Annotated in this window: 26 protein-coding genes and 1 tRNA gene; 12 read left to right on the top strand and 15 right to left on the bottom strand. The window is 64.3% G+C overall.

Annotation, left to right across the window (positions count from 1 at the left end; genetic code table 11):
* The first annotated feature begins 88 nt into the window (after positions 1-88).
* On the top strand, positions 89-811 hold the full coding sequence (locus EA473_RS17720) for a hypothetical protein (protein WP_124196980.1): 723 nt from the start codon (positions 89-91) through the stop codon (positions 809-811).
* Here EA473_RS17720 and EA473_RS17715 read toward each other — a convergent pair.
* Both EA473_RS17715 and EA473_RS17710 read right to left on the bottom strand, forming a co-directional pair.
* Positions 808-1,965 (bottom strand): LolA family protein, encoded by a 1,158-nt coding sequence (locus tag EA473_RS17715; RefSeq protein WP_124196979.1) that lies wholly within the window; start codon positions 1,963-1,965, stop codon positions 808-810. The two genes, EA473_RS17720 and EA473_RS17715, sit on opposite strands and share 4 nt — an antisense overlap.
* A gap of 74 nt (positions 1,966-2,039) precedes the next feature.
* Positions 2,040-2,354: a hypothetical protein gene (locus EA473_RS17710; protein ID WP_124196978.1), complete on the bottom strand. Its 315-nt coding sequence runs from the start codon at positions 2,352-2,354 to the stop codon at positions 2,040-2,042.
* Between the two features lie 125 nt (positions 2,355-2,479).
* Here EA473_RS17710 and lrpA1 point away from each other — a divergent pair, with 125 nt between their 5' ends.
* From lrpA1 to EA473_RS17685, 5 genes are all read left to right on the top strand, one after another.
* Complete coding sequence (lrpA1, locus tag EA473_RS17705; protein WP_124196977.1) at positions 2,480-2,908, top strand: HTH-type transcriptional regulator LrpA1; 429 nt, start codon at positions 2,480-2,482, stop codon at positions 2,906-2,908.
* Between the two features lie 167 nt (positions 2,909-3,075).
* Positions 3,076-3,603 (top strand): SRPBCC family protein, encoded by a 528-nt coding sequence (locus tag EA473_RS17700; RefSeq protein ID WP_124196976.1) that lies wholly within the window; start codon positions 3,076-3,078, stop codon positions 3,601-3,603.
* A gap of 132 nt (positions 3,604-3,735) precedes the next feature.
* Positions 3,736-4,365 (top strand): nitrous oxide reductase accessory protein NosL, encoded by a 630-nt coding sequence (locus EA473_RS17695; RefSeq protein ID WP_124196975.1) that lies wholly within the window; start codon positions 3,736-3,738, stop codon positions 4,363-4,365.
* Positions 4,366-4,558: 193 nt separating this feature from the next.
* The gene (locus tag EA473_RS17690; RefSeq protein WP_124196974.1) at positions 4,559-5,470 is read left to right on the top strand and encodes a DMT family transporter; all 912 of its coding nucleotides are present in this window, start codon (positions 4,559-4,561) and stop codon (positions 5,468-5,470) included.
* Positions 5,471-5,510: 40 nt separating this feature from the next.
* Positions 5,511-6,617, top strand: a complete 1,107-nt coding sequence (locus EA473_RS17685) for a carbon-nitrogen hydrolase family protein (protein ID WP_124196973.1) — start codon at positions 5,511-5,513, stop codon at positions 6,615-6,617.
* Here EA473_RS17685 and EA473_RS17680 read toward each other — a convergent pair.
* Positions 6,611-7,369, bottom strand: coding sequence for a helix-turn-helix domain-containing protein (locus tag EA473_RS17680; RefSeq protein WP_165875320.1), 759 nt, complete (start codon positions 7,367-7,369; stop codon positions 6,611-6,613). The two genes, EA473_RS17685 and EA473_RS17680, sit on opposite strands and share 7 nt — an antisense overlap.
* A gap of 87 nt (positions 7,370-7,456) precedes the next feature.
* Here EA473_RS17680 and EA473_RS17675 point away from each other — a divergent pair, with 87 nt between their 5' ends.
* Positions 7,457-8,776, top strand: a complete 1,320-nt coding sequence (locus EA473_RS17675; protein WP_165875319.1) for a cytochrome P450 — start codon at positions 7,457-7,459, stop codon at positions 8,774-8,776.
* A 32-nt stretch (positions 8,777-8,808) separates the two neighbouring features.
* Here the strand turns inward: EA473_RS17675 and EA473_RS17670 are convergent, their stop codons facing one another.
* Positions 8,809-10,200, bottom strand: coding sequence for a tRNA(Ile)(2)-agmatinylcytidine synthase (locus EA473_RS17670; RefSeq protein WP_124196970.1), 1,392 nt, complete (start codon positions 10,198-10,200; stop codon positions 8,809-8,811).
* A 182-nt stretch (positions 10,201-10,382) separates the two neighbouring features.
* On the opposite strand from EA473_RS17670, the gene EA473_RS17665 reads away from it, so the two are divergent.
* Positions 10,383-11,354 (top strand): transcriptional regulator, encoded by a 972-nt coding sequence (locus tag EA473_RS17665; RefSeq protein ID WP_124196969.1) that lies wholly within the window; start codon positions 10,383-10,385, stop codon positions 11,352-11,354.
* A gap of 246 nt (positions 11,355-11,600) precedes the next feature.
* Here the strand turns inward: EA473_RS17665 and EA473_RS17660 are convergent, their stop codons facing one another.
* Positions 11,601-11,846 carry a glutaredoxin family protein gene (locus EA473_RS17660; protein WP_124196968.1) on the bottom strand — a complete coding sequence of 82 codons (246 nt, stop codon included), beginning with the start codon at positions 11,844-11,846 and terminating at the stop codon, positions 11,601-11,603.
* A 155-nt stretch (positions 11,847-12,001) separates the two neighbouring features.
* A complete protein-coding gene (locus EA473_RS17655; RefSeq protein WP_124196967.1) occupies positions 12,002-13,450 on the bottom strand; it encodes an NCS2 family permease in 1,449 nt (482 codons plus the stop codon).
* 332 nt (positions 13,451-13,782) lie between these two features.
* On the opposite strand from EA473_RS17655, the gene EA473_RS17650 reads away from it, so the two are divergent.
* Positions 13,783-14,208, top strand: coding sequence for an acyl-CoA thioesterase (locus EA473_RS17650; RefSeq protein WP_124196966.1), 426 nt, complete (start codon positions 13,783-13,785; stop codon positions 14,206-14,208).
* 145 nt (positions 14,209-14,353) lie between these two features.
* Here the strand turns inward: EA473_RS17650 and EA473_RS17645 are convergent, their stop codons facing one another.
* The 3 genes from EA473_RS17645 to dcd form a co-directional block, all read right to left on the bottom strand.
* Positions 14,354-15,049, bottom strand: coding sequence for a class I SAM-dependent methyltransferase (locus tag EA473_RS17645; RefSeq protein ID WP_124197044.1), 696 nt, complete (start codon positions 15,047-15,049; stop codon positions 14,354-14,356).
* 21 nt (positions 15,050-15,070) lie between these two features.
* A complete protein-coding gene (locus EA473_RS17640) occupies positions 15,071-15,970 on the bottom strand; it encodes a thiamine-phosphate synthase family protein (protein WP_124196965.1) in 900 nt (299 codons plus the stop codon).
* A 156-nt stretch (positions 15,971-16,126) separates the two neighbouring features.
* Positions 16,127-16,729 carry a dCTP deaminase gene (dcd, locus tag EA473_RS17635; protein ID WP_124196964.1) on the bottom strand — a complete coding sequence of 201 codons (603 nt, stop codon included), beginning with the start codon at positions 16,727-16,729 and terminating at the stop codon, positions 16,127-16,129.
* Positions 16,730-16,851: 122 nt separating this feature from the next.
* Between dcd and pth2 the strand changes: the two genes are divergently transcribed.
* Positions 16,852-17,190 (top strand): peptidyl-tRNA hydrolase Pth2, encoded by a 339-nt coding sequence (gene pth2, locus EA473_RS17630; RefSeq protein ID WP_124196963.1) that lies wholly within the window; start codon positions 16,852-16,854, stop codon positions 17,188-17,190.
* 212 nt (positions 17,191-17,402) lie between these two features.
* Here the strand turns inward: pth2 and EA473_RS17625 are convergent, their stop codons facing one another.
* Together EA473_RS17625 and EA473_RS17620 are read right to left on the bottom strand one after the other, a co-directional pair.
* The gene (locus EA473_RS17625) at positions 17,403-17,759 is read right to left on the bottom strand and encodes a DUF7344 domain-containing protein (RefSeq protein WP_207890213.1); all 357 of its coding nucleotides are present in this window, start codon (positions 17,757-17,759) and stop codon (positions 17,403-17,405) included.
* Positions 17,760-17,922: 163 nt separating this feature from the next.
* Complete coding sequence (locus EA473_RS17620) at positions 17,923-18,228, bottom strand: hypothetical protein (protein ID WP_243645295.1); 306 nt, start codon at positions 18,226-18,228, stop codon at positions 17,923-17,925.
* A gap of 80 nt (positions 18,229-18,308) precedes the next feature.
* On the opposite strand from EA473_RS17620, the gene truD reads away from it, so the two are divergent.
* Entirely contained in the window at positions 18,309-19,670 is a 1,362-nt protein-coding gene (truD, locus tag EA473_RS17615; RefSeq protein WP_124196961.1) for a tRNA pseudouridine(13) synthase TruD, read from the top strand.
* 140 nt (positions 19,671-19,810) lie between these two features.
* On the opposite strand, the gene EA473_RS17610 is transcribed toward truD, so the two are convergent.
* From EA473_RS17610 to EA473_RS17595, 4 genes are read right to left on the bottom strand one after another with little or no spacing between them, the layout of a single operon-like run.
* Positions 19,811-20,449 (bottom strand): 30S ribosomal protein S3ae, encoded by a 639-nt coding sequence (locus EA473_RS17610; RefSeq protein WP_124196960.1) that lies wholly within the window; start codon positions 20,447-20,449, stop codon positions 19,811-19,813.
* The gene (locus EA473_RS17605) at positions 20,446-20,763 is read right to left on the bottom strand and encodes a KEOPS complex subunit Pcc1 (protein WP_124196959.1); all 318 of its coding nucleotides are present in this window, start codon (positions 20,761-20,763) and stop codon (positions 20,446-20,448) included. The genes EA473_RS17610 and EA473_RS17605 overlap by 4 nt, the downstream gene beginning before the upstream one ends.
* Positions 20,760-21,971 carry an exonuclease gene (locus EA473_RS17600; RefSeq protein ID WP_124196958.1) on the bottom strand — a complete coding sequence of 404 codons (1,212 nt, stop codon included), beginning with the start codon at positions 21,969-21,971 and terminating at the stop codon, positions 20,760-20,762. The genes EA473_RS17605 and EA473_RS17600 overlap by 4 nt, the downstream gene beginning before the upstream one ends.
* Positions 21,972-21,980: 9 nt before the next feature.
* Positions 21,981-22,451, bottom strand: a complete 471-nt coding sequence (locus tag EA473_RS17595) for a 30S ribosomal protein S15 (RefSeq protein ID WP_124196957.1) — start codon at positions 22,449-22,451, stop codon at positions 21,981-21,983.
* Positions 22,452-22,711: 260 nt separating this feature from the next.
* Here EA473_RS17595 and EA473_RS17590 point away from each other — a divergent pair.
* Positions 22,712-22,783, top strand: a tRNA-Ala gene (locus tag EA473_RS17590).
* Positions 22,784-23,043 lie beyond the last annotated feature (260 nt).

Here is a 23,043-nt window from a genome sequence, read left to right as displayed (position 1 = left end):
ACTTTACCCCTCGAGCGTTCACCTGCCGGTCTAACCTTCAACCGTCTGGGTGTCGTACGCCGGACGAGCACACCGCTCAGAGTACCTGATGACTGACGAACACGACCACGACCTGCTAACGGACGTCTCGGACGGTAGCGAGTCGGTCGAGGCCGAGGACGTACCACAACCCGCACAATCCGTCGCCGCAGCGGTGACCGAAGGGGTGAAAAACGGGACGGTCCCGCTGGCGAGCGGTGGCGTCTTGCTCCTGGCGGCCGTTCGGTCGGCGGTCCGGGGGCAGATCCGTGCGATCCCGAAGGGGATCGTCGGCGGATTGCTGATTCGCTACGGACTGGACCGCCGCCGCTCGAGCGAGAAAGCCGACGCCAACGGGGAGAGAGAAGACGACGAAACGATCGAGTCGGAGGGGACGGATTCGGACTCCAAGATCGAGTTCGTCGACGACGACGGGCTGTCGGAACCGCGGTCGAAGCCCACGATCGACGAGGACGAGTCGTCCGATCCGCGCCGGTCCAGCGACGAGGGCGGAACGGAAATCGACGTCTCCGATGCGGCCATGGCCGACGAACCGGGCGAAGCGACGGGACCGGATCCCGAACAAGCCCAGCCGGCTCAGACGGAGTCAACCGAGCCCGAACCGACGCCCGAGGAAGACGCCGCCGAGATGAGAGTCGATCCGGAGGAGGGAGACGAACCCGACGACGGCGAGACGAGTACCGAGGACGAAACGGGAAGCGGCGAGACGGACGCCGATGACGAAACGGGAAGCGGCGAGGCGGACTCGAGCGACGACGACGGGCGAGACTAACACCCGATCGAATCGGCGATCTCGAGTGCGACGTTCTCCTCGAGCCCGTCGGAGACGAACACCGAATAGTAACGGTCCTCACACGACCACTGCAGTTCCGTTCCCTCGTCGGTCGATTCGATCGAGCCGCTTTCGTCTCCGAGGTCGATCGGATCACCCTCGGTCGCGAACGAACGGGGTCCGTCGCTCGTCGTAACCGACACCGTTCCGGCCTCGCCGCGATAGAACAACGACACCTGCGTCCGGTTCTCGTCGGGAAACTCGTACCGGCTGATTCCATCGGCCTCGAGGCCATCCGGGATCGATTCGGGATCGGGTTCGGCGACGGCGAACGGGACGCTCGCGTTCGCGCGGTCGACCGATTCGAAGTGATCGATCGACGGCAGTTCGATCTCCACTTCTCCATCGTCGGACTCGGCGTCCGAGGCCGACGGCGGTTCGAACAGGTCGTCCTCGAGCCCGGGTTCGATCACGAGGTCGCGGTAGGTCGTCTCGAGTTCGACGCCGTCACCGGAGACGCGGTGGCGGACCGGGAACAACGTCTCCCGATCGAGCCAGACCTGGACTTCGTCGACGCGCCGGTCGTCGACGTCGCGTTCGCTCGTCTCGAGTGCGAGGACGTACTCGGTGTCTCCGACGAGGACGTCGATCGAGCGATCGACCGTCTCGCCTTCCGGTGGATCGTACGTGAGGTGATACGCGTCCCTGTCCTCGATCGACGTCTCGTCAACGTCGGTGAGGACGTACTCCTCGGCGGTGAGATAGCGCTCTTGCTGGGCGTACAACCCATCGAGCGTCGACGGGGCCTCCGGGTCGAGTTCGATCGTTCGTACGGAGTCGTCCTCGCGGTCGTGGTGCCACCGTGTCTCGCCGTCAGTGACGACGAGATCGCCGTCGTGCGTCTCGATCCGGCTGGTTCCGTCGCCACGGAACCAGACCTCGTCTTCGTACCGGGTCATCTCGCCGTCGACCTGCGATCGGACCTCGAGGGTCGCCGCGATCTCGGTGGGCGGTTGGGCGTCGGTTATCCGTTCCTCGAGTTCCGTTCCAGTACCGTCGGTTCCGGGGACAGCGACGCAACCAGCCAGCACGACGACGAGTGCGAGCGCACAGAGTATCTGGAGGGGGTGGAGACCGGCAGGGCTCGGGGACATTTATCTACGTCGTTGAGGCGAGTTGATATATAGCCGGCGGATCTTCGTCGATCGCCTCGCCGGACCACCGTTCGTCACTCCCGGTAGCCGACGCCCCGTGCAAACAGCTTCGAGACGTAACTCAGGACGAGCAGCGTGACGACGAGCGCACCGAGTAGAAACGGACGAAAGCCGTACCGAAACTCGTGGACTGCGTAGGCTACGACCAGCATCCCCATGAGTAACGCGGTTCCCCCTGCCCACCGCGAAACGTACGCCGGATCGACGGACTCGTCGTAGCTGCCGTGTAAATCCGCACGTCCACGGAAGGTTATGAGATATCCGAGATACAGGATCGCCAGCCCGCAAAGCAACCAGACCGACCCGCTTACGTAGTGGATCTCGACCATCGTCTTCGTCGAAACTGCATCGAGTGGGAGAATAAGTCCGACGATCGGTTCCGACAGTACATCGAGGGTGATCCAACGTTTTCGTATACAAAAGATATTTTCCTATCGGAGCAAAACGGGAGAACATGAGCACCCAGGCGACGGAAGATCGCATCCTCCAGGTTCTCGAAGAGGATGCACAGGCGTCCTATGCCGAAATTGCCGATCGGGCGGACGTCTCGAAGCCGACGGTTCGAAAGTACATCAAACAACTCGAGGAAGAGGGCGTTATCGTCGGCTATTCGGCCGACATCGACCCGAAGAAACTCTCGAGTCAAACGATCGCACTGGTGGGACTGGACGTCGCGAGCGAGCGGTACGTCGAAGCGACGAAGGCGCTGAAAGAACTGGACGAAATCGAAGCGCTGTACAGTTCCAGCGGGGATCACATGCTGATGGCGGAGGTTCGAGCCGAAGACGGCGACGCACTCGGCGAGTTCATCTCCGACCGATTGCTCGAGATCGCGGGCGTCACTGCGGCACATCCCTCCTTTCTACAGGAACGACTGAAGTAGTCCGAACCGACACGTGCGATGGTTCGAACCGAACCGGAGCCTACCCGTCGCCGGGGACCTTCGGTCCTCGAGAACGATTCACCGTCGCTGTAATGTGGGTGAGATTTCACGCCACAGCGACGCAGTAAGGGACCGATATTTTGGGTCTGGTTCACGTAGCGAACCCCATGGCGACTTACGAACGGCGGACGACCGTCGACGCACCCCTCGAGGACGTCTGGACGTTTTACTCCCGTGCGTCCGGTCTCGAGGCGGTGACGCCCGCCTGGATGGGGCTTCGGATCGAATCAGTGGTCGGCCCCGACGGAAAACACCGGTCGGGCGAACTCGAGGCGGGATCGGAGGTTTCGGTGTCGACCCGTCCGTTCGGAATCGGACCGCGCCAGTACTGGAGTTCGGAGATTACCGAACTGGACCGGAAGGGCGAGCGCGCCTACTTTCGAGACCGGATGGTCCACGGGCCGTTCGATCGGTGGGTTCACACTCACTCGTTTTTCGCCGACGGCGACCGAACGATCGTCCACGATCACGTCGAGTACGAACTTCCGCTGGGGCCACTTTCGGAGGTTGCGTCGATCTTTTCCTGGATCGGGTTCGAAGCCATGTTTTGGGAACGCCACCGGAAAACGAAAGCCCTGATCGAGGGGGCGTCTCGTCCCCGTCGGACGGCCAACGCGGCGCACGAAACCCGGTGAACGATCGTTCTGCCGTCGGCGGAGTCGTCGGACGGGTGGCGAGGGGTTCGGACGCGTTGCCTCCAGAACGTCTGTTCCGCGTTCGAGGGACGAACCACGTCCGTTTTGGCGATCGGACCGGTAGAGATTCGTATGACCGGAGGTGCACGCGACTTCGCCACACGTCGACGCGTCCTCGAACTGGCGGGAACGGGGATCGCGGTCGGCGTCGCGGGGTGTCTGGGTGAAAACGGACCTGGTGACGAGCACGACGATCACGGGGACGACAGTGGCGCGGACTCTGACGGCGAACACCAGTACGCCACGCACCTCGAGCATCCGGGCGGCGAGCCGATCGAGTTCGCCAACGGCCAACGGTGTCCGGTCTGTAACATGCAGCCGGCGGATTACCCGAACTGGCAGAGCCAACTGGCCCACGACGACGGAACGGGGGCCGCGTTCGATACGCCGGGCTGTCTGTTCGCGTACCTCGTCGCGCCCCCGACCGACGCCGCGATCGACGGCGTCTGGGTGACCGACTTCGAAACGGGGCAACTCGTCGACGCGACCGAGGCACACTTCGTGATCGTCACCGACGACAGCGCCGTCCCCGAGGAGGTGATGGGTCTGAACCCGCGGCCGTTTGCCGACCGGGAGGACGCCGTCGCCTACCTCGAGGAGTGGGACGCCGAGGAGTTGACCGAAGACGACGTCATCGGCCTCGAGGACGTCGACCGCGACGTCGCCGCGATTTATCGCGGGAATCGGCTGCCGGACGAGTGAAACGGGCTACTGACCCGAGCGTGATGGGATTGGGAGGGGGAATACGGGCTATTGTACCGATGTACCGGTGGGGCCGAAAATGGACTACAGCCCGGCAGGCATCGGCGTCGTCCGTATGACCCCTCGGCCGGTCGGCCGAAGGTGCGTCGGCGCTTCGTAAAGTGTTTCCTGCCAGGGGTGAGTCGGTATCGACGTGAACGAGTGGGCACTCAGAGAGGAGACGACGCCGTACGTCGCGCTCGCGTGTGCGGTGTTCGCGGCGAGCACGAGCGCTATCCTCGTCCGGTGGAGCCACGCGCCGAGTTCGGTCGCCGCTTTCTACCGGGTGCTGTTCACGACGGCGATGATCGCACCCGTCGCCGTCGTGTGGTATCGCGACGAGTTCGCGCGACTGTCGTGGTCGGATCTGGGGTTTGCGATCGTCGCCGGTATCGCACTCGCCGTCCACTTCGCGGCCTGGTTCGAGAGTCTCAACCACACGAGCGTCGCCGCGAGCGTCACCCTCGTGCAGACCCAGCCGATCTTCGTCGCCCTCGGCGCGGCGCTCGTTCTCGGCGAGCGGGTGTCCCGGGAGACGGTCCTCGGAATCACGATCGCGATCGTCGGCGCTGGCGTCATGTCCCTCGGCGATGCGGGCCAGGCACCGATCTCCGATGCGACGGCGTTCGGAAACGCGCTCGCCCTCCTCGGCGCGGTCACCGTCGCGGGCTACGTGCTCGCCGGCCGTTCGATCCGCCAGCGCGTCTCGCTGTTTCCGTACGTGACCGTCGTCTACACCGCCTGCGCGGTGACGCTGTTCGTCCTCGTGGGCGTACAGGGCCACGACTACGTCGCCTATCCGGCCCGCGAGTGGCTGCTCTTTCTCGGGATGGCCGTCGGCCCCGGCGTCTTCGGCCACACCGTCATCAACTGGGTGTTGAAACACCTCGAGTCGGTGGTCGTCAGCGTCGCCTGGCTCGGCGAACCGGTGGGGGCGACGCTGCTCGCGCTGGCTCTGCTCGCGGAGGTACCCGACGAGGTGACGGTGGTCGGTGGCGTCGTCGTCCTCTGTGGAATCTACGTGACGACGATTCAGCGGGAACGCAGACGGCGACCGAGCGGATAGGGCGATCGAATTTATAGCGGAGGAGGTACAGCGTTTGTCTATGACTGACACAGTTCGGGTCGCCGCCGTACAGCAGCCGCCGGTGTTTTTCGATCGAGAGGCGACGATCGAACGGGCGTGTGAACTCGTCGAAACGGCCGGAAGGCAAGGGGCGGATCTCGTCGCGTTTCCGGAATCGTACGTCGCGGGCTATCCGGGCTACTACACCCCCGGACCAGCAGCTGACGCCGACGAACAGTCGGCGTACCTTCTCGCGTTGCAGGAAAGCGCCGTCCGCGTTCCACAGGACGTCGAACCGCTGGCCGCCGCGGCCGACGATTCCGACGTCGTTCTCGTCGTCGGCTGCAACGAGCGCGATCAGAGACCGGGGAGCGAGACGATCTACAACACCAACCTCGTGTTCGATAGCGACGGGACGCTGGTCGGTCGCCATCGAAAACTCGTCCCGACGTTCACCGAGCGCCTGTACTGGGGCCGTGGTGACGACACCGACGTCGTCTTCGAGACGGACGTCGGCCGCGTCGGGACGCTCATCTGCTGGGAGAATCACATGCCGCTGGCTCGCGCACACGCGCTCCATCAGGGGGAGACGTTCCACGTCTGCAACTGGCCGGGATCGTGGGGAACCGGCGAGCGCTACCTCGAGGCGGAACGGTCGACCGACTGTGACTGTTATCCGGCGATCCGCGAGCAGGCGTTTTCGGCCAACGCGTTCGTCGTCTCCGCACACGCGGTCCTCGACCCCGCGGATGTGCCCGACCGCTTCCATGCCCTCTTCGAATCCGAATGCGGCTCTCTCGAGTGGGCCTGTGGCGGTTCCTGCGTCGTCGATCCGTTCGGTCAGTACGTCGCGGGACCGGTCTTCGACGATCGGACGATCCTCTATCACGACTGCGACCTCGAGAAACGCCAGTTGGCCGCGGTCGAGTTCGACCAGCCGGGTCACTACAGTCGCGACGACGTGTTCGATCTCCAGGCGAGCAATCGAGACGACGTCGTCTCCTCTCCGGACTCACCGACTCCCCTCTCGGACCTCACCGACGAGGACGTCGCCCTCGTCTCGGATCGCCTCGAGGAGGATCCGGATCGCATCCGGGAGATCCTCGGCGCGCTCGCGGACGTACGGGAGGACAGAGCGTATCAGTAGGGATTCGCTTTGCCGCTCGCCGAGGGATCCCCCTCGAACACCTCGCTCACGAGCCGCTTTTCTGCCTTACGGAGGTGTTCACCGACCGTGCTGGGTGCACACTCGAGGACGGACGCGATCTCCTCGTGGCTCGTCTCGCTCGGTCGTTCGTAGTATCCCAGCTCGTAAGCGGTTTCGAGCACCTCACGCTGCCTGTCGGTCAGCGACTGTCCCCGATAGAGCCCCTCGCGGTAGGTGCCGACTTCGAGCACCGACACCTCGAGAAACGGGGGGAGCGTCTCGAATGCCCGCGAGAGATCCGATTGGGTCCCGACGACGGTGAGTTCGACGCTGTCGGGGAGAAACGTCGCAGGGAGCACGACGACAAGACTGTCCTGCGTGAACTGTTCGCGGAGCACGCCAACTCCCGGCGGGGCCCGAAACCGGACGTACGCGTAGACGAACCCGGATTCGGCGCTCGAGATCTCCCACGACAACACGTCGGGGTCGGACTCGAGGATCGGTCGAACCGCAGGTTCTCCTCCCTCGATCGAGAGCGTGTACGTCGGCGTATCGGTGTCGGCGACGCCGCCGGCCAGCAGGCGGACCGATCCGATCTCGTCGCTGCCTGCGAGAGCGGCGATCGGCGTCGCGTACTTCCCGGATCGTTCTCTCGCACTGTCCCCGGAAACCCGCTCGTCGACGGCCGCTCTCCCATCTGAATCCGCAGTTCCGAACGACAGCGGCCCGATCCGAGCACGGACGAACTCCATTCTCGTCCCGATTTCTCCGGCTCTACTTATAAATACCCGGTTAGAACCGGCACCACGATCACCCGGATGGTGGAGAAACGAACTCATATGAGCGAAACGATCCCAACCGCCGACCGACTGCCGCTGCTGGGAAGCGCACTCGAGGTCGGACGGGACCCGTTCCGGTTTCTCGAGCGTGCGCCGGCGGAGTACGGTCCCGTGTTCCGAGTCTCGATTCCCGGTCTCTCGTTCGTCTGTTATACGGACGCAGAGCTGGTCGAACGGGTACTGGCCGCCGAGTCGGACCGGTACCGGAAGGATCCCCGCGAACTCGATCTACTGGGGGACCTGCTCGGGGAGGGGTTGCTCACCGCCCGCGGCGAGATCTGGGAACGGGGTCGTGAGCACGTCCAGCCCGCGTTCTATCCGGGTCGATTGCTCGAGTACGGCGAGGAGATGCTGGACCGAACCGGCGACGAACTCGAGCGCTGGGAGGACGGCCACCGAATCGACGTTCACGAGGCGGCGACCCGACTCACGCTGTCGATCGTCGCGACGACGATGTTCGGCGTCGAGGACGTCGAGGAGACCGACGCGATCGCCGACGCCGCGGACGCGATCACGAGTCGGTTCGAACCCTCGAGAGTCCCGATGGAGATCCCGCTGTGGGTACCCACTCCGGCGAACCGTCGATATCGGCGGGCGACCGACGACCTCGACGACGTCATCGAGGCGATACTCCGACGCCGACGGGAGTCCGGGGGCGAGACCGACGCCGATGACCGACCCGATCTGTGCTCGGCGCTGCTCACGGCTGGCGAGTCGGGCGCGCTTTCGGACGCGGAGATCCGGGACCACCTCGTCACCATGTTGCTCGCCGGCCACGAGACGACCGCGATCGCGCTGACGTACACTCTCGGATTGCTTGCGTCCCACCCCGACGAACGCGAACGCGTGCTCGAGGAGGTCCGAGCGCCAGCGGAACTCACCCCACGGACGGAGCTTCCACACACTGACCGGGCGATCCGCGAAGCGCTCCGGCTGTATCCGCCGACGTACATGCTCTATCGAGAGACCGCGACGACCGACACCGTCGCGGGATACGAAATTTCGGAGGGAACCCGCGTCTGCCTCTCGCAGTGGGCGGTTCACCGGAACGACCGGTACTACGACGACCCTCTCGAGTTTCGACCCGGCCGGTGGACGCCGGAGATGCGCGAGTCGCTGCCGGAGTACGCCTACTTCCCGTTCGGCGGCGGCCCGCGACAGTGTATCGGCCGGCGGTTCGCCCTGCTCGAGCTTCGGCTCTGTCTCGCGCGGATCCTGCGATCGGTCCGAATCGAATCCGTTCCGGAGACGGAACTGACGCCGACCCCCGCGCTGACGTCCCGTCCCGACGGCCCGGTCCCAGTTCGGGTTCGACGCTGAGCGAGAAGCCGCGACTGGAGTCATCCCACTACCTACCGCTCGAGGTGGGTTTTCGTGTCGAAGCCGCCGCGAACGAGCGGTTTCGCGATGTGTCTGCGGGCACACGGTGGGACCTCGTACCACCCCTCCTCGAGTTCCCGCTCGATCGGCACCGTTTCCTTTCCCGGCGCGGTCGTCTCGCAGTCCCGACACCGGTAGCCCTGATCGCGACCGGCGCTTTCCATCGTCCGGTCGCAACCGGAACAGGTCGGGGTGACCCGCTCGGTCCTCACGAGGTCCCGGACGGCGAACTTCTCGAGTTTCAGCGTTCCGCTCGACACCTCACCGCAGGCCGTGATCCGGTCCCCGACCCGGAGCGCGCGAACGCGGTCGCGAAACCGCTTGGTCGGTTCGAACGCCGCACACTCGAGGCGTGGTCCGTCGCTGGACGCGTCGTCGGTGTCGACCGCTCGGTCTGTGCCTGCGCCGTCGCCGTCGCCGGTGCCCGTCGTCGCTGGGTGAGCCAGCGAGAAGAAGACGTGTCCGCCGCGGCGAGTTTCGGGTTCGGTCGCAACCTGCCCCTCGAGTCGGTACGCGCGGCCGTCGCGAGCGTCGGCGATCGTTCCCTCCCGGAGGTGGGCGTCGGTTCCCTGGTTCGTGACGAACAGCCGACTCGAGGCGACAGGTTCGCTCTCGATCTCTCGGCCGAGCCGACGCACGGTCTCGAGACCGTCTCCGCGGATACCGTAGAGGATGGGACCCGGCGTGTGCGGGACGCAGACGGGCTCTCCTTCGACCCGATCGACCGTGTCCCACGCCTCCGGATAGCCGCGATCGGCCGCATCGAAGACGCTCTCGAGGTCGACGTCCCGCGTCGTCCCCCAGCGTTCTCGCTCCCGGTAGGAGATGTGTTCGTACGTCCACTCCTCGAGTTCCCGCCAACTGCCGACGGCGGCGAGCGCACCGACCAGGCCCCGGCCGTCGCCGTCGGACCAGGACCGGTAGCCGTGGCGCTCGATCAGTTCCGTCGCCTCCCCGATCTCGAGGTGATCGCGGATCGCCCGGCGAGCGAACCGACCGATTTCCTCGGGGATCGTCTCCGCCGCGAGGCCATCTCCCCCGGCGGGGTGGTCGGCGACGACGAGTCCGGGGTTCGTCCGGTCGTCCCCGACTTCGGCGAGCGACTCGAGGTGCCCGCGGGCAATCTCGAACGCCCGGTCGGGATCACAATCGGTGTGAATCGCGAGGGCAGCGTTCCCTCGAGTCTTGTACTCGACGGCGGGGTTGAGCCTGACGAGCAGCGTTCTCGAGATCGAGGCAGTGTTGCCCGCGGAATCGGAACTCGTCCGCTCGCCGCACAGCTCCTCAGCGATTCGGGAGGCGACGTAGGTCGTACACATCCCGTACTCGCGGGAATCCGTATCGTCCAGGCCGACGACGGTCATCGTCGGCGGTAGGGGCGCGAAGACGTAACACCTTTCGCCACGAGCCGACTCGAGTCGCTCCCGATGTGCCGGTCGAACAGAACCAGTATATAAGCGTAGCGTCCACCTAAATCCGAAATTGCGACACAGCTTCCGGGTATCCGGGGCAACACTCTTGTAGGGGGAATCGCTTACATTACTGTATGTCCCGTTCCGCACTGGTCGGAAACGTCACCGCGATGCTAGAGGATGCAGGATTCGTGGTGAGCGACCGGTGTGCGATCCGACCGAAGAGTTTCGACGTCGCAGCGCGCCGTGGAGAGGACCTGATCCTGGTGAAGATCCTCGGAAACATCGACGCGTTCAACGAGGAAACCGGCCACGAGATGCGCCGGCTCGGTACCTATCTCCAGGCGACGCCGCTGGTCATCGGGTTGCGAAGCCGTGACGAAGACCTCAAACCGGACGTCGTCTACTTCCGCCACGGCGTTCCCGTCTTCAGTCCGGATACCGCGTACAACCTGTTCATCGAGGGCGTCCCGCCGCTGATCTACGCTGCGCCCGGTGGCCTGTACGTCAACATCGACGGCGACCTCCTCGCGGACGAACGCGAGGACCGCGACTGGAGTCTCGGCAGACTCGCGAACGAACTCGGCGTCTCCCGGCGCACCGTCTCCAAGTACGAAGACGGAATGAACGCCTCCGTCGAGGTCGCGATGGCGCTGCAGGAACTGTTCGACGCGCCGCTGACCAGTCCCGTCGACGTCCTCGAGGGGGCCGACGATGTTCACGAAACGGAGTCGACGCCGGACGATCCGAAAGCGGATCCGGACGACGAGCGGGTGGTCACGGTCCTCACGCAGGCCGGTTACCGGGTCCATCCGACAGTCAGGTCGCCGTTCAAGGCCGTCAGTCGAGACGAGGAGGACGTCGACGAAGAGGTCGTCCTCACCGGCCACTCCGAGTTCACCAAGACGGCGGAGAAACGTGCCCGGATCATGAGTTCGATCAGTCGCGTCACGCGGACCCAGTCCGTGTACGTCGTCGACCGCGCCAAACGCGACGCCGTCGACGGCACCGCGCTCGTCGAACGCGACGAGTTAGCGCAGTTTCGCGACGCCGACGACCTCCGAGACGTCATCCGGGAGCGCGCAGAGCAAGAAGAAGCTGCGTGATAGCCGTTTTCGACCGTCGGCCGAGTTCTCGAGCGCTCACGCTACCGAACACACCGCGTCGGTGTCGCGCCGTCTCAATACCGACCAGAAACGCAGCCGGTCCGCTGTCCGTCAGTACCGGAAAACCGTGATACGTCTGCGATTGCGCCGGGCCAGCAATTCGTCTCATACGGTTTACTGTACGTCAGTACCGAAGACCGCGGGACGGGGCCCGGTCACTCCGGTACACAGGTACAGCAATCCGTATCAGGCGTACGTTTCCTCCAGATACTGGACGATATCGTCGCTCTCGTGCATTCCCTCGACGTCGTTTGCCTCGTCCGTAATGACGGGGACGCCCGTCTGACCGCTGACGCGTTCGACTTCCGTCCGGTCCGCGTGTGACCGGGGGACCTCGATCACGTCGTACTCGAGGTCGAGTTCCTCGAGTTTCGACCGCACTTTCGCACAGTACGGACAGCCGGGGAGGTCGTACATCGTGATGTCTGTCATTGGTCAGTGTTGACGACTGAGATGTAAGAGCCCACTGGTAGAACGCGGTGCTTGCCGGAAACGACGCGAACCGGTCGGACGGGTTGCGATGACTGATTGCCGGTCGGTCGCAAAACGGTGGGCGATCGACCGGCAAAGACTCATAACAGACCGTTTTAGACGGTGATCTGGCCGGCTTCGACCGCGAAGTAGACGACGAAGTAGAGGACGAACACGATCGCCAGAACCCACTGGCCGAGCGAGACATCGCGGCGTTCGCCCATCGCGGCCTTCACGAGCGGGTAACTCATGATACCCGCGGCCAGACCGTTTGCGATCGACGCGGTCAGCGGCATGATCGTGATCGTCAGACCGCCGGCGATCGCCCAGGCGGGATCCTGCCAGTCGATGTCTGCGACGCCCTGGAGCATGATGATCCCGACGACGACCAGCGCGAGGTAGGACGCGTAGGTCGGAATAGCGGCAATGAGCGGAACGAGCAAAAGTGCCAGTACGAAACAGATGCCGACGACGAGCGCGGTGAATCCGGTTCGCCCACCCTCTTCGACGCCGGTCGACGACTCGATGTACGTGGTTACCGTCGAGGTGCCGATCATCGCCCCGAACGTGGTGCCCACCGCGTCGGCCATCAGCGGTTTCTCGACCGCCGGCAGGTCACCCCGTTCGTCGAGGAACCCGGCGATCTGGGAGACGCCGATCAGCGTCCCCGCGGTGTCGAAGAAGTCGACGAAGAAGAACGTGAACACGACCAGCAGGAAGATAAACGGCTCTTCGGCGATCAATCCGAGGCCCTCGACGAAGCCCCAGAAAAGCGGCGTGAAGTCGTAGTGAGCACCTCCCACCCCTCCGGCTGGAGTGATGGTTCCAGGTTCGGTGAACCCGGAAAGCGTCACGACCCACGCCGCGACCGCGGTCGTCACGATACCGAGCACGATCGAGCCGCGAACCCCGCGCGCGTAGAGCAACAGCGTGAACACGAGCCCCGCGAGCGAGAACGCTGCGACCGGACTCTCGAGGACGTTTCCGAGCGTCACGAGCGTCGAATCGTACGCGACCACGAGTTGCATCTCCTGAAGCCCCAAGAAGAGCAAGAAGACACCGATACCGGCCCCGACCGCGAACTTCACCGGCTCCGGGAACAGTTCGATAATGTACTTTCGCGCACCGACGGCGGTCAACAGGATGAAGATAATCCCCTCCACGAACACGGCCGCGAGCGCCATCTGCCACGGAACGCCGAGAATGAGCACGACGGTGAACGTAAAGAAGGCGTTCAGTCCCATCCCTGGGGCGAGTCCGAACGGTCGCTTCGCGTACAGCGCCATCACCGCGATCGCGACGATCGACGCGAGGATCGTGACGACTGCGAGCATCTGCTCGACTTGCTGGAGCGTGTATAGCTCCCCGCCGATGGTAGTCGTCGAACCGGGCTCGAGTTCCCCCGGCGGTTGCCCGAAGATGGCCGGAGCGAGGATCGCCGGATTGACGACGATGATGTACGCCATGGCCAGAAACGTGGTCACCCCCGCGATGGTCTCGGTTCGATAGTCGGTCCCATACTCGTCGAAGTCGAAGTACTCCGCCAGCGTATCTGAAGCCCCCATGTTGGACGTTCGAGCATAGAAACAGCGACAAGTTAAAATTACTTGTCCCGAGATCCGCGCCGATATACAAACACGTGGATACACTGACGTGTGTGAACGTCAGGAACGGTAACGGGTGGCCGACGCCACCCCGATCGATCGACGACGGTAACCGACGTCGGACGATCGAGTCTCCCGTTTCGTACGGATTGCTGTACCTGTGTACCGGAGCGACCGGGCGCCGTCCCGCGGTCTTCGGTAACGACGTACAGCAAACCGTATCACTCCCGGGGACTCGAGCGTGGTGGGCCAGATCGGTGTGTACTTCCGTCCCAGCGACGTCCACTGGCACGATGAGCGAGGAGTTTACCGTCGAGGTCCCCGTCCGCTACCGCGACCTCGATCCGTACGACCACGTCAACCACGCCGTCTACGTGAGCTATCTGGAGTCCGCACGGGTCGCATACATCGACGAGGTGTTCGAACTCTCCGAAGACGAAATCTCGTTCGTCATCGCGAACCTCGAAATCTCCTACGGGCACCCGATCACGCTCGGTGACGAACCGGTCGTCGCACTCTGGGTCTCCGACCTCGGCGACTCGAGTTGTACGATGCGCTACGAGATTCGCGTCGACGGCGAGGTCGTCTCGACAGCCGAGACAGTCATGGTAAACCTCGACCCTGAAACAGAGCGTCCAGCCCCGTATCCGGACGACGTTCGCGAACGGATCGTCGAATACGAGGGACTCGAGACGGCGGATCGAGACAGAACGCGGTAGATCGGACCGAGTCTGATCGCGAACCGGACCAACGGCAGATCGAACCGAATCGGATCGCGAACCGGACCAACAGCGGATTGTACCGAATCGGATCGCGAACCGGACCAACAGCGGATTGTACCGAATCGGATCGCGGACTATATGGTTAGTCGTCGGGGAGCCGACCGCCCGTGAGTCGAACGACCCCGAAGACGTGGCTCTCGTCGGCGACGGCGACGGCGCGTTCTCGAAGGCGGGTGTGTGCGGCGTCGATCTTCTCGTCGAGACGCACGTGTGGCTCGTTTTCGTACCGGAGCTTCGCCGTGGGCGGCGTCGAGAGGACGACGATCGCCCTGAAGGCGGCGTTGACCGGCGGCGCGTACCACGCCTCGCTTCGCGCGGCATTCGCGAGGACGACGTGTCCTCCCGGTTTCACCAGATCACACCAGTCGTCGACACCGCGTTCGGGCTCTTCGAGCATGCCGACGACGAACGTCGCGAGAATCGCGTCGATCTGTTCGTCGACCCCGTCGTCGACGGTCGCACCGAACGGCGGCTCCGTCGCGTCGGCCCGCAGGACGTGGACGTTGTCGTACGCCGCGGTCGCGTCCCGCGCCCGCTCGAGAACCGGCCGCGTGAAGTCGATTCCGATCACCGTCCCCTCCGGGCCGACACGCTCGCGGAGGTACGGGAGGTTCGCACCCGTCCCACACCCCATTTCGACGACCGTGTCGCCCGGCTCGAGTCGACACGCCGTCGCGACTCGTCGCCGCAGGCGGGCGATTCCGGGCGTCCGTCGGGCGACCACGTCGTAGAGATCCGCCCACCGACCGTAGAACTCCTGTGCGGTCTCGTCCGTCATCGATTCGAGATTCACGATCGATCAACTCAGCGACCGCACGTCGTCCGCGACCGACTCCGCGTCGGTCCCGAGGACGTAGATCAACGGTTCGATTCCCATGCCGCCGGTCTGGTAGAGCACCGTCGCGTCCGGTTCGGCACCGACCGCGTCCCCGACGCTCGAGGCGATGTCGCCCGACTCGTTGAACTCGGCGGTGACGTGTCCCAGCTCGTCGAGTTCCGCGAGGAGGGCCGGCTCGTACCTGACGTTGATCGCCGCCGAGACGTCCCCACCGTGATCCCGGGCAGCCAGCAGTACCGTCGCGACGTGTTCGGAGACGCCGAACTCTGGACCGGCGGGCACCGTCGCCCGCCCTTTGACGTCGAAAATTCGACCCGGAACGCCGGCGACGTCGTCGACGCCCTCGGCGTCCGGCGTGCAGGCGACCAGATTCGACCCGACCGCCGGAATCAGCGCCGAAAAGCCGCTCGCGTTCTCGAGGATGCCCAGCCCGCGTCGAAGCGAGGAGAGGACTCGTTCGCTCGTCCGGAGTTCGTTCTCCGGGTCGTGAATCCGGAAACTCGAGTCGTGGTCGGCGAGCCGGGGGACGGCCTCCTCGTGAAGCTGGGCGAGCAGGTCCCCACCGGTCTCGAGTTCGCGGACGAGAACCTCGATCTCGATCAGCGCACGGACGGGCGTCACGTCGCCCGAAGCCAGTCCCTGTGCCAGTTCCTCGACGAGCGATTCGACCCGTTCGTCCGACGCGATACGGTCGTTGACGGTGACGTCGCCGTGGGCGTACTTCGAGACGGCGCTCTGGCTAATTCCGAGCACCTCGGCCACCTCGCTCTGGGTGAGCCCCCGCTCTCGGAGTGCCGTCGCCAGCATCGAGCGGACTGTCGGCAGAAACTCCTCGACGACTATCTCTTCGACGAATTGCATTTCGTGGCGGAGGTTACGCCCTCGCGGGGAATAACTTGTGGGTCCGGACGGAACGTCATCATCGGGTTGTGGTCCGGACGGATCGTCATCGGCGGGTCACTCGAGCCAGCGTCGACCGCCGACGGTGGTCGGGTGATCTCGACGGTGTTCCGGAGATCACTCCTCGCGCTCGAGCTGGTCGCCGCCGAACTCGTCGTCGCTCTGGATGCGCGAGGCCTGTGGCCCGTCCTGGTCCTGGTACTTCGATCCGCGGTCGCTCCCGTACGGTCGGTCGGCGGGCGTCTTGAGTTCCGTAAACGTGAGCTGGGAGATGCGCATGCCGGGCGTCAGGGCGACCGGTGCCGTTCCGAGATTCGACAGCTCGAGGGTGATCTGCCCGCGATACCCCGGATCACACAGTCCAGCGGTGGCGTGGACTACCACGGCGAGACGGCCCAGCGACGATCGGCCCTCGACGTGGGCGATCAAATCCGGCGGAATCTCGACACGTTCGTGCGTCGTTCCGAGGACGAAATCGCCCGGATGCAAGATGAAGTCGTCGCCGTCTTCGACGACCGTCTCGGTGACGTACTCGTCGACCTCGCGTTCCGAATTCGGGTGAATACAGGGGATGTTCGTCCGCTGGAACTCGAGAAACTCCCGGCCCAGGCGGAGGTCGACGCTCGCCGGCTGGATCTGTAACTCGAGGTCGTCGAGCGGCTCGACAACGAGGTCGCCGGCCTCGAGGCGGTCCAGAATGTCCGCATCGGAGAGGATCATTAGACGGTCAGTGGAATCGGGCCGTCCTAAAACCCCCGAAACGTCTCGGGCCGAAGCGTCTCGGCCGCCGTCGGGACTGGTGGATCATCGAACCTATACCCCACCGTCCCGTTCGTCTCGGCATGAAACAGGCCATCGTCGCCCGAACCGACGTCGGCATGGGACAGGGAAAGCTCGCCGCACAGGTCGCTCACGCGTCGCTGTCGGCGTACGAAAAGGCGGACGATCAGCTCCGAGACGAGTGGAAACGTGGCGGGCAGAAGAAAGTCGTTCTCAAAGGTAATGGAGAGCGCCAGCTCCACGAACTCGCCGCGATTGCCGACAGCGAGGGAATCCCCAACGCCGTCGTTCGCGACGCCGGTCACACGCAACTCGAGCCCGGGACCGTCACCGCGCTGGCGGTCGGGCCGGCGGCCGACGATCGCGTCGACAGCGTTACCGGAGACCTCTCGCTGTTCTGACCGATACCGTCGCCCCGCCCGGGGAGTGAACTCGGAAAAACGCACCAGCGACAACCGTGTGTGTCTCCTGATTGGATTCTGTCTGCTGTGGGGTGCGCGCGTTGTTGGATTCTGCCTGCTGCGACGACCGTTCGGTATTACATGCTACCTGCTGCGACGACCGTTCGGTATTACATGCTACCTGCTGCGACGACCGCTCGCTAATCGTTCGGCTACGCACCCGCGTTGTCGGTGAGCCGAAGGTACGGCGTCACGACGCTTCGATCGACCACGAGTTCCACGAGTTCGGTTTCCTCGTCGAACGTGACGATGCCGGCGTCCGTCAGATGCGGTAAGTGATTGTGATATAGGTCCGTCAGAATTCGTTCGTACCGATCGTAGGATGGTTCTCCCTCTTTGAGCGCGATGTATTCTGCGAGGTCGCCGACCGGAATCGCTGCTGGTTTTTGCGTTAGATAGCCGATCGTCCGCTGGCGACGATGAGCCGAGAACGCGGCAAAGAGGTCCGTCGACGTTATCTGTGGTATACCCGTCTCTCCATCGTGAGGATTTCGTGTCTGGGGCTTCATGCTGTCTCCGTACTTCACCTACGCGGCTCCCGGTGACCGACATCTCTCGCGTTCCGACTTCAGCAGAGTACGGGTGTGAGATCGGAGTCGGGAAATATAGCCTTTGTTGTTCGAAATACTCAGCGAAAGTAATATATCAGGACGACCGACCGTTGGTACCGTGTCACTCCTCGAGATATCGAGGGTCGAACCCCGAATCAGTTTCGGACGGGCGTTTTTCGATCGCGACCGACCAGTCCGGAGCCCCGGAAATGGGGGTCTCGATCACCCACACTGCCTCGACTGCAGCGCCACGAGCGAACGCGGTCGTGACCAGTTCCTCGAGTTCGGCTTCGAATGCGGCCGTCGCTTCGGTACGGTTCGTCTGAGAGGGGTTCGAATCCATGATAGCGGAGAGACGATCGAGTCGTGCTCGATCCCTTGCCGCCCGGAAGCCAGCAGTGATAATAACCGTATCGCTGCTTCCCACGGCGTTCGGTCCCCGACCGACCGGCCACTCTCCCGGAAAACCGCGGGCTCTTTGGGACACACCGCGAACCGGCGTGACGAATGCGTCCATCCCATCCAACAGAGCAGGCCGTCGGCATGGAACAGTACGTCACCGACGCCGACGGCGTCGGCGGCCGCCTGCGCGAGGACGACGACCACTTCCGGGTACGCGAACTCGAGCGCTTCTCGACGGAGCCGCTCGACGTCTCGACGGACGCCTACCCCCACCTCGTCGTTCGTGCGACGCTTCGCGGCTGGGATACGAACGACTTCGCCGCGCGCCTCTCGGATGCACTCGGTATCTCTCGCGAGCGAGTCGACTGGGCCGGGACGAAAGACAAGTACGCCGTCACGACGCAACTGTTCTCGGTGTACGGCGTCGATCCCGAGGATCTCCCCGACGTCGGGGGCGTCGACCTCGAGGTCCGCGGACGTGCCGGCCGGGGACTCGAGTTCGGGGATCTCGCGGGGAACGCCTTCGAGATCGTCGTGACCGATCCCGATCGGCCGGAAAACGTAGCGGCGATCACCGACGAGTTACACGAGTTCGGCGGCCTCGAAACCGACCACCAGGACACCCCCGCTTCGTCCCGATCCATCGGCGTCCCCAACTTCTTCGGCCAGCAACGCTTCGGGAGTCGGCGACCGATCACCCACGAGGTCGGCCTCGAGATCGTCCGCGGCGACTGGGAAGGCGCGGTGATGGCCTACCTCGGCAACCCGACCGAAGCCGAACCGGAGACGACCCAGGAGGCACGGGCGTTCGTCTCGGAGACGCGAGACTGGCAACCCGCACTCGAGCGGTTCCCCCACCGGCTTCGCTACGAGCGATCGATGCTCCACGAACTCGCCGAGAGCGACGACGATCCCGACGCAGAGACGTTCCGGGCGGCCCTCGAACGGCTTCCGTCGAACCTCCAGCGACTGTTCGTCCACGCCGCCCAGTCGTACGCGTTCAACCTGATGCTGAGCGAGCGCCTCGAGCGCGGCCTGCCGTTCGATCGGCCGATCACCGGCGACGTCGTCTGTTTTTCGGACTCCGACGCCCCCGAAGGCCTCGAGTTACCCGACACCGACCGCCTCCAGCGAGTCGACGAGCGCCGGCTCGAGTCGGTGACCCGTCACTGCGATCGCGGCCGGGCGTTCGTCACCGCACCGCTGGTCGGCACCGAGACGGACCTGGCTGACGGCGAACAGGGCGAGATCGAACGCGAGGTGCTCGCCGACCTCGACCTCGAGCCAGCGGACTTCGACCTCCCCGGCGAGTTTCACTCGACCGGCACCCGGCGTGCGATCCTCGTTCGGACGGCCCTCGAGCTCGAGTCCGATCCGCTTAGGCTCTCGTTTTCGCTGCCAAAGGGATCGTACGCGACGGTCGTCCTTCGAGAGTACCTGAAAGTCGACCCGGTGGATCTGGGGTAGCGACCCCCCTGTTTGGAGTGATGACCTCCTGCTTAGGGTAGTAACCCTCCTATTTTGGGTAGTGACCCCTCTCCACCTGTCGTTGAAAGGATAATCGGCGTCGGTGAGAAAAACGTCGTGACAGTCCGAACTCGTCCCGTTCAGTCGGCCGAGACGTCTTCTTCGTCGACGTCGACCGAGGTCGCTTCCTCTTCGGCGACCTCTTCGGGGTGGGCCTCGAGCGTCGCTTTCTGGATCTCGACGCGTCGAAGCGGATAGATCGTCTTCGATTCGCCGTAGATCGCCGAGGAGAGTCGCCCCTCGACCACGCTCGAGATGAGTTCCTCGAACGTGCGCTCGGCGGCTGCCTCTTCGACCATCTCGACCATGTTCTCGCGGATGGCCCGCTCCTGGCTCGCGTCGGCTTTCTTGGTCGTGAACGCGACCGGCTGGATCTGGACGCGGTAGTCGTCCGTCGTGAGGACGGTGACGTACGCTTCGATCTTCGACGCGCCGCGTCGGACCAGCGATCGAAGGTAGTCACGAGTCAGCGAGTGCGCTTTGAACTCCGTGTACGCCGAATCGCTGCCGACGTCGGTCACCTTGAAAGTGAGCTTCGTGTTGTTCTCGCTTGCGTTGTTGGTCAACTCGCCGAGCGTCGTCTCGATCGTTCGGCCGTAGACCTTCTCCGGTTCATCTGCCGGTGTCTCACCGAGTTCCTGACGATCGAACTGTTCGGGTGCCAGGATGGTGTACCACCGCTTTTCCTGTTTTGTGCGTGAAACTGATCGTTCACTCATTGTGTGTTAGAGTCGTGTTCTGATTCGCAGTCGGGTTCGGACACAGGTCCCGTGTCCGTCGGTTCGTCGTCCTGTTCGTCCCGTCCGTGGGCCGCGACGTCGATAGCGACCTCGAGGTTGACCACGTAGTCGTCTACCGTCGAGTGGAGACCCGTCGTCGTCTCGCGCTCGATTCGGGTGACGATCCGGCCATCCGCTTGTCGATTCTCGCGTTCGACGCTCGTCTCCATCTCGTCCGTGTTGTCGGGACACAGCGCCCGGGCGAGGAGGTCGGGATCGTCGCACGCCGTCCGAATCGTCGCTCGCCGGCTCATAGCTCCCCCCGGACCGCCGTGATGAGAGTCGAATCGTCCACCCTCGAGTCGTACCGGAGATATCCACGCCGGGGACCGACGTCGTATCCGACGTCCGTGTCCCCGTCCTCGGTGGGGTTCTCACGGGTTTCGTTCTCGAGTTCTCGAGCGATGCGTTCGACGGTCGGTCCGAGCGGCTCGCGGTTTCGAGTCGCGAGCGCGGCCTCACCCTCGCCGACCGCGAGCACGGTCGGCTCCGGCGAGCGATACTCGACGGCGAGGCGGGCGACCGTTTCGACCGGTCCGTCGTCGATGTCGAGAACCGATAGCCCATCGTAGCGGGCAGTCGATGCCCTCGCGAGTGAACCGTGGGCCGCCCTGGCGTGTTCGCGCCAGGCAGCGAGCGTCGGCTCGCGGGCGTCGTGTCCCATCGCGAGTGCAACACCGGTTCCCGGCTCCGCGCGTGCGGATGCCTCGAGCACGTCGGCGTAGCCGCCAACCGTCTCGAAAGGGGCCTCGGGCGTCTCGTACGGCCGCAGGATTCGCTGCACCGTCTCCGCTGCGACCGGTGGCGCGTCGTCCGTCCCGACCGCCTCGAGCGCGACGAGCGAACCGATCGACCGGTGATCGTCCGCGTCGAGTTCGGCGGCCGAGTCGACGGCGACGCCGACCGCCGAAAGCGCTTCCCCCGCGGCATCGGGATCGCCCGACCACGGTGTGGAAAGCTGCGTCGAGTGAGCGACGCCGTCGACCGGATCGGCAGTTGGGACGGCGACGCCCGGTCGGCGATCGATCAACCCGCGTTCGCGGGCCGCCTCGAGGATCCACTCGCTTTCACCCGCACCGGGTTCGACGCCTGCAGCGACGAGTCCGGCGAGTGCGAGCACTGGCTCAGGCGTTCCCTCGAGAGTTCGAACGAGGTCGACGGCCGCAAGCGTCGCGGCGCGGTCGGTCGCGTCGAGGCGCGGGACCTCCGCGTCGACCGCACCGATAGCGAGCGTCAGGTCGCGGTCACCGGCCTCCGCCGCCCCGATCCGGTGTGTTCGGTCTGCGACGGTGCGTTCGACGGTCATCTGAAACGGCGTCCCGCGGTCTGCGAGCGCCCTCGCGACGAGCCCACTGGCCGCGAGCGCGTCGCCGTCCGCCCGCGTCACGAGGTGGACGAAGCTCGCGCTCTCGATTCCGGCAGTGGCCTGCGTCGCGTCCGCGGTTCGACCGTCGGTGGACATACGGATTCGTTAGTTCTCCTCTATGATCTCCGTTGCGACGTCGTACGAGTACGAGAAGTCCGGCTCGATTTCGTCGCCACGATAGTAGTTGACGAGGCGGCGAACCTTCGACTCGGTGTTTTGCAGCGCGCGCTTGTTCTGGTAGTCCTGTGGGTTTTCCTGAACGTGCTCGCGCAGGCGCACCGCACGCTCCATCAGGTTTCGAAGATCTTCGGGAAACTCGGGATCGGCGTCGTTCTCCTCCAAGATTTCGGAGATCTTCTTTCCGGTCGCCAGCTTGACGTCCGGAACGGGCGTCCCAGTGACGCCCTCATCACGCAGTTTGATCCCGATCTGGCTGGGATCGTGGCCCTGTTCTGCCAGTTCGACGACCCGATTTTCTACCTGCTCTGGGTCGACGTCACTCCACTCCGGTGGTTCGTCTGCCGTTGGCTTGTCCGAACCGGACGAGCCGCGACGGCGGGTGTGCATTCGTGCCATTGGTCAAGGATAGGAATCGCACTGACCGCTCGAGACGTGCGACAGTCGACTCCCGACTGTCGGTGCACTTCCGCAATCCCAAGCCGCCCGAAGCCGGACGGCGAGTCAGATTTGCGGCCGTGCGCTTCCCACCGTCGCTTTCACCGGCGCGGACTAAAACGTTGCCATGTGGATGGCTACTGGAGTGTGCGTCTTTCTCACTGGCTCGAGCGTTTCGAGGGGTTTATTTGTGCTCCCGGAAAAGCAGTGAATGCCGACGAGGGCTCGTAGATCAGCGGTAGATCACTCCCTTGGCATGGGAGAGGCCCCGGGTTCAAATCCCGGCGAGTCCACTCGGAATTATCCGTTTTACACGGGGAAATTAAATCTACGAGAGGTAGCCTCTCGTAGCGGTTTTCCGGCGAATTACCGTTGCAGAATCTTCCATCTCAAAGAGAGTCCACTTGGGGGCGTGACGGACCCCGACGCTGTCTTGCGGTCGTTTGAGGGAGGTGATGCACGTGAGTTCGCCTGAACAGCGGGTTCGAGCGTTTACGCCGCCCGTCTGTCGGTTCTGCGGTCTCGAGATAGCGACAGTCGACGAGCAGTGCCC

Source organism: Natrarchaeobius chitinivorans (genome assembly GCF_003841505.1).
GTDB classification, from domain to species: domain Archaea; phylum Halobacteriota; class Halobacteria; order Halobacteriales; family Natrialbaceae; genus Natrarchaeobius; species Natrarchaeobius chitinivorans.
Note: the sequence above shows the minus strand (reverse complement) of the source record. Positions and strands in the feature narration are given on the sequence as shown.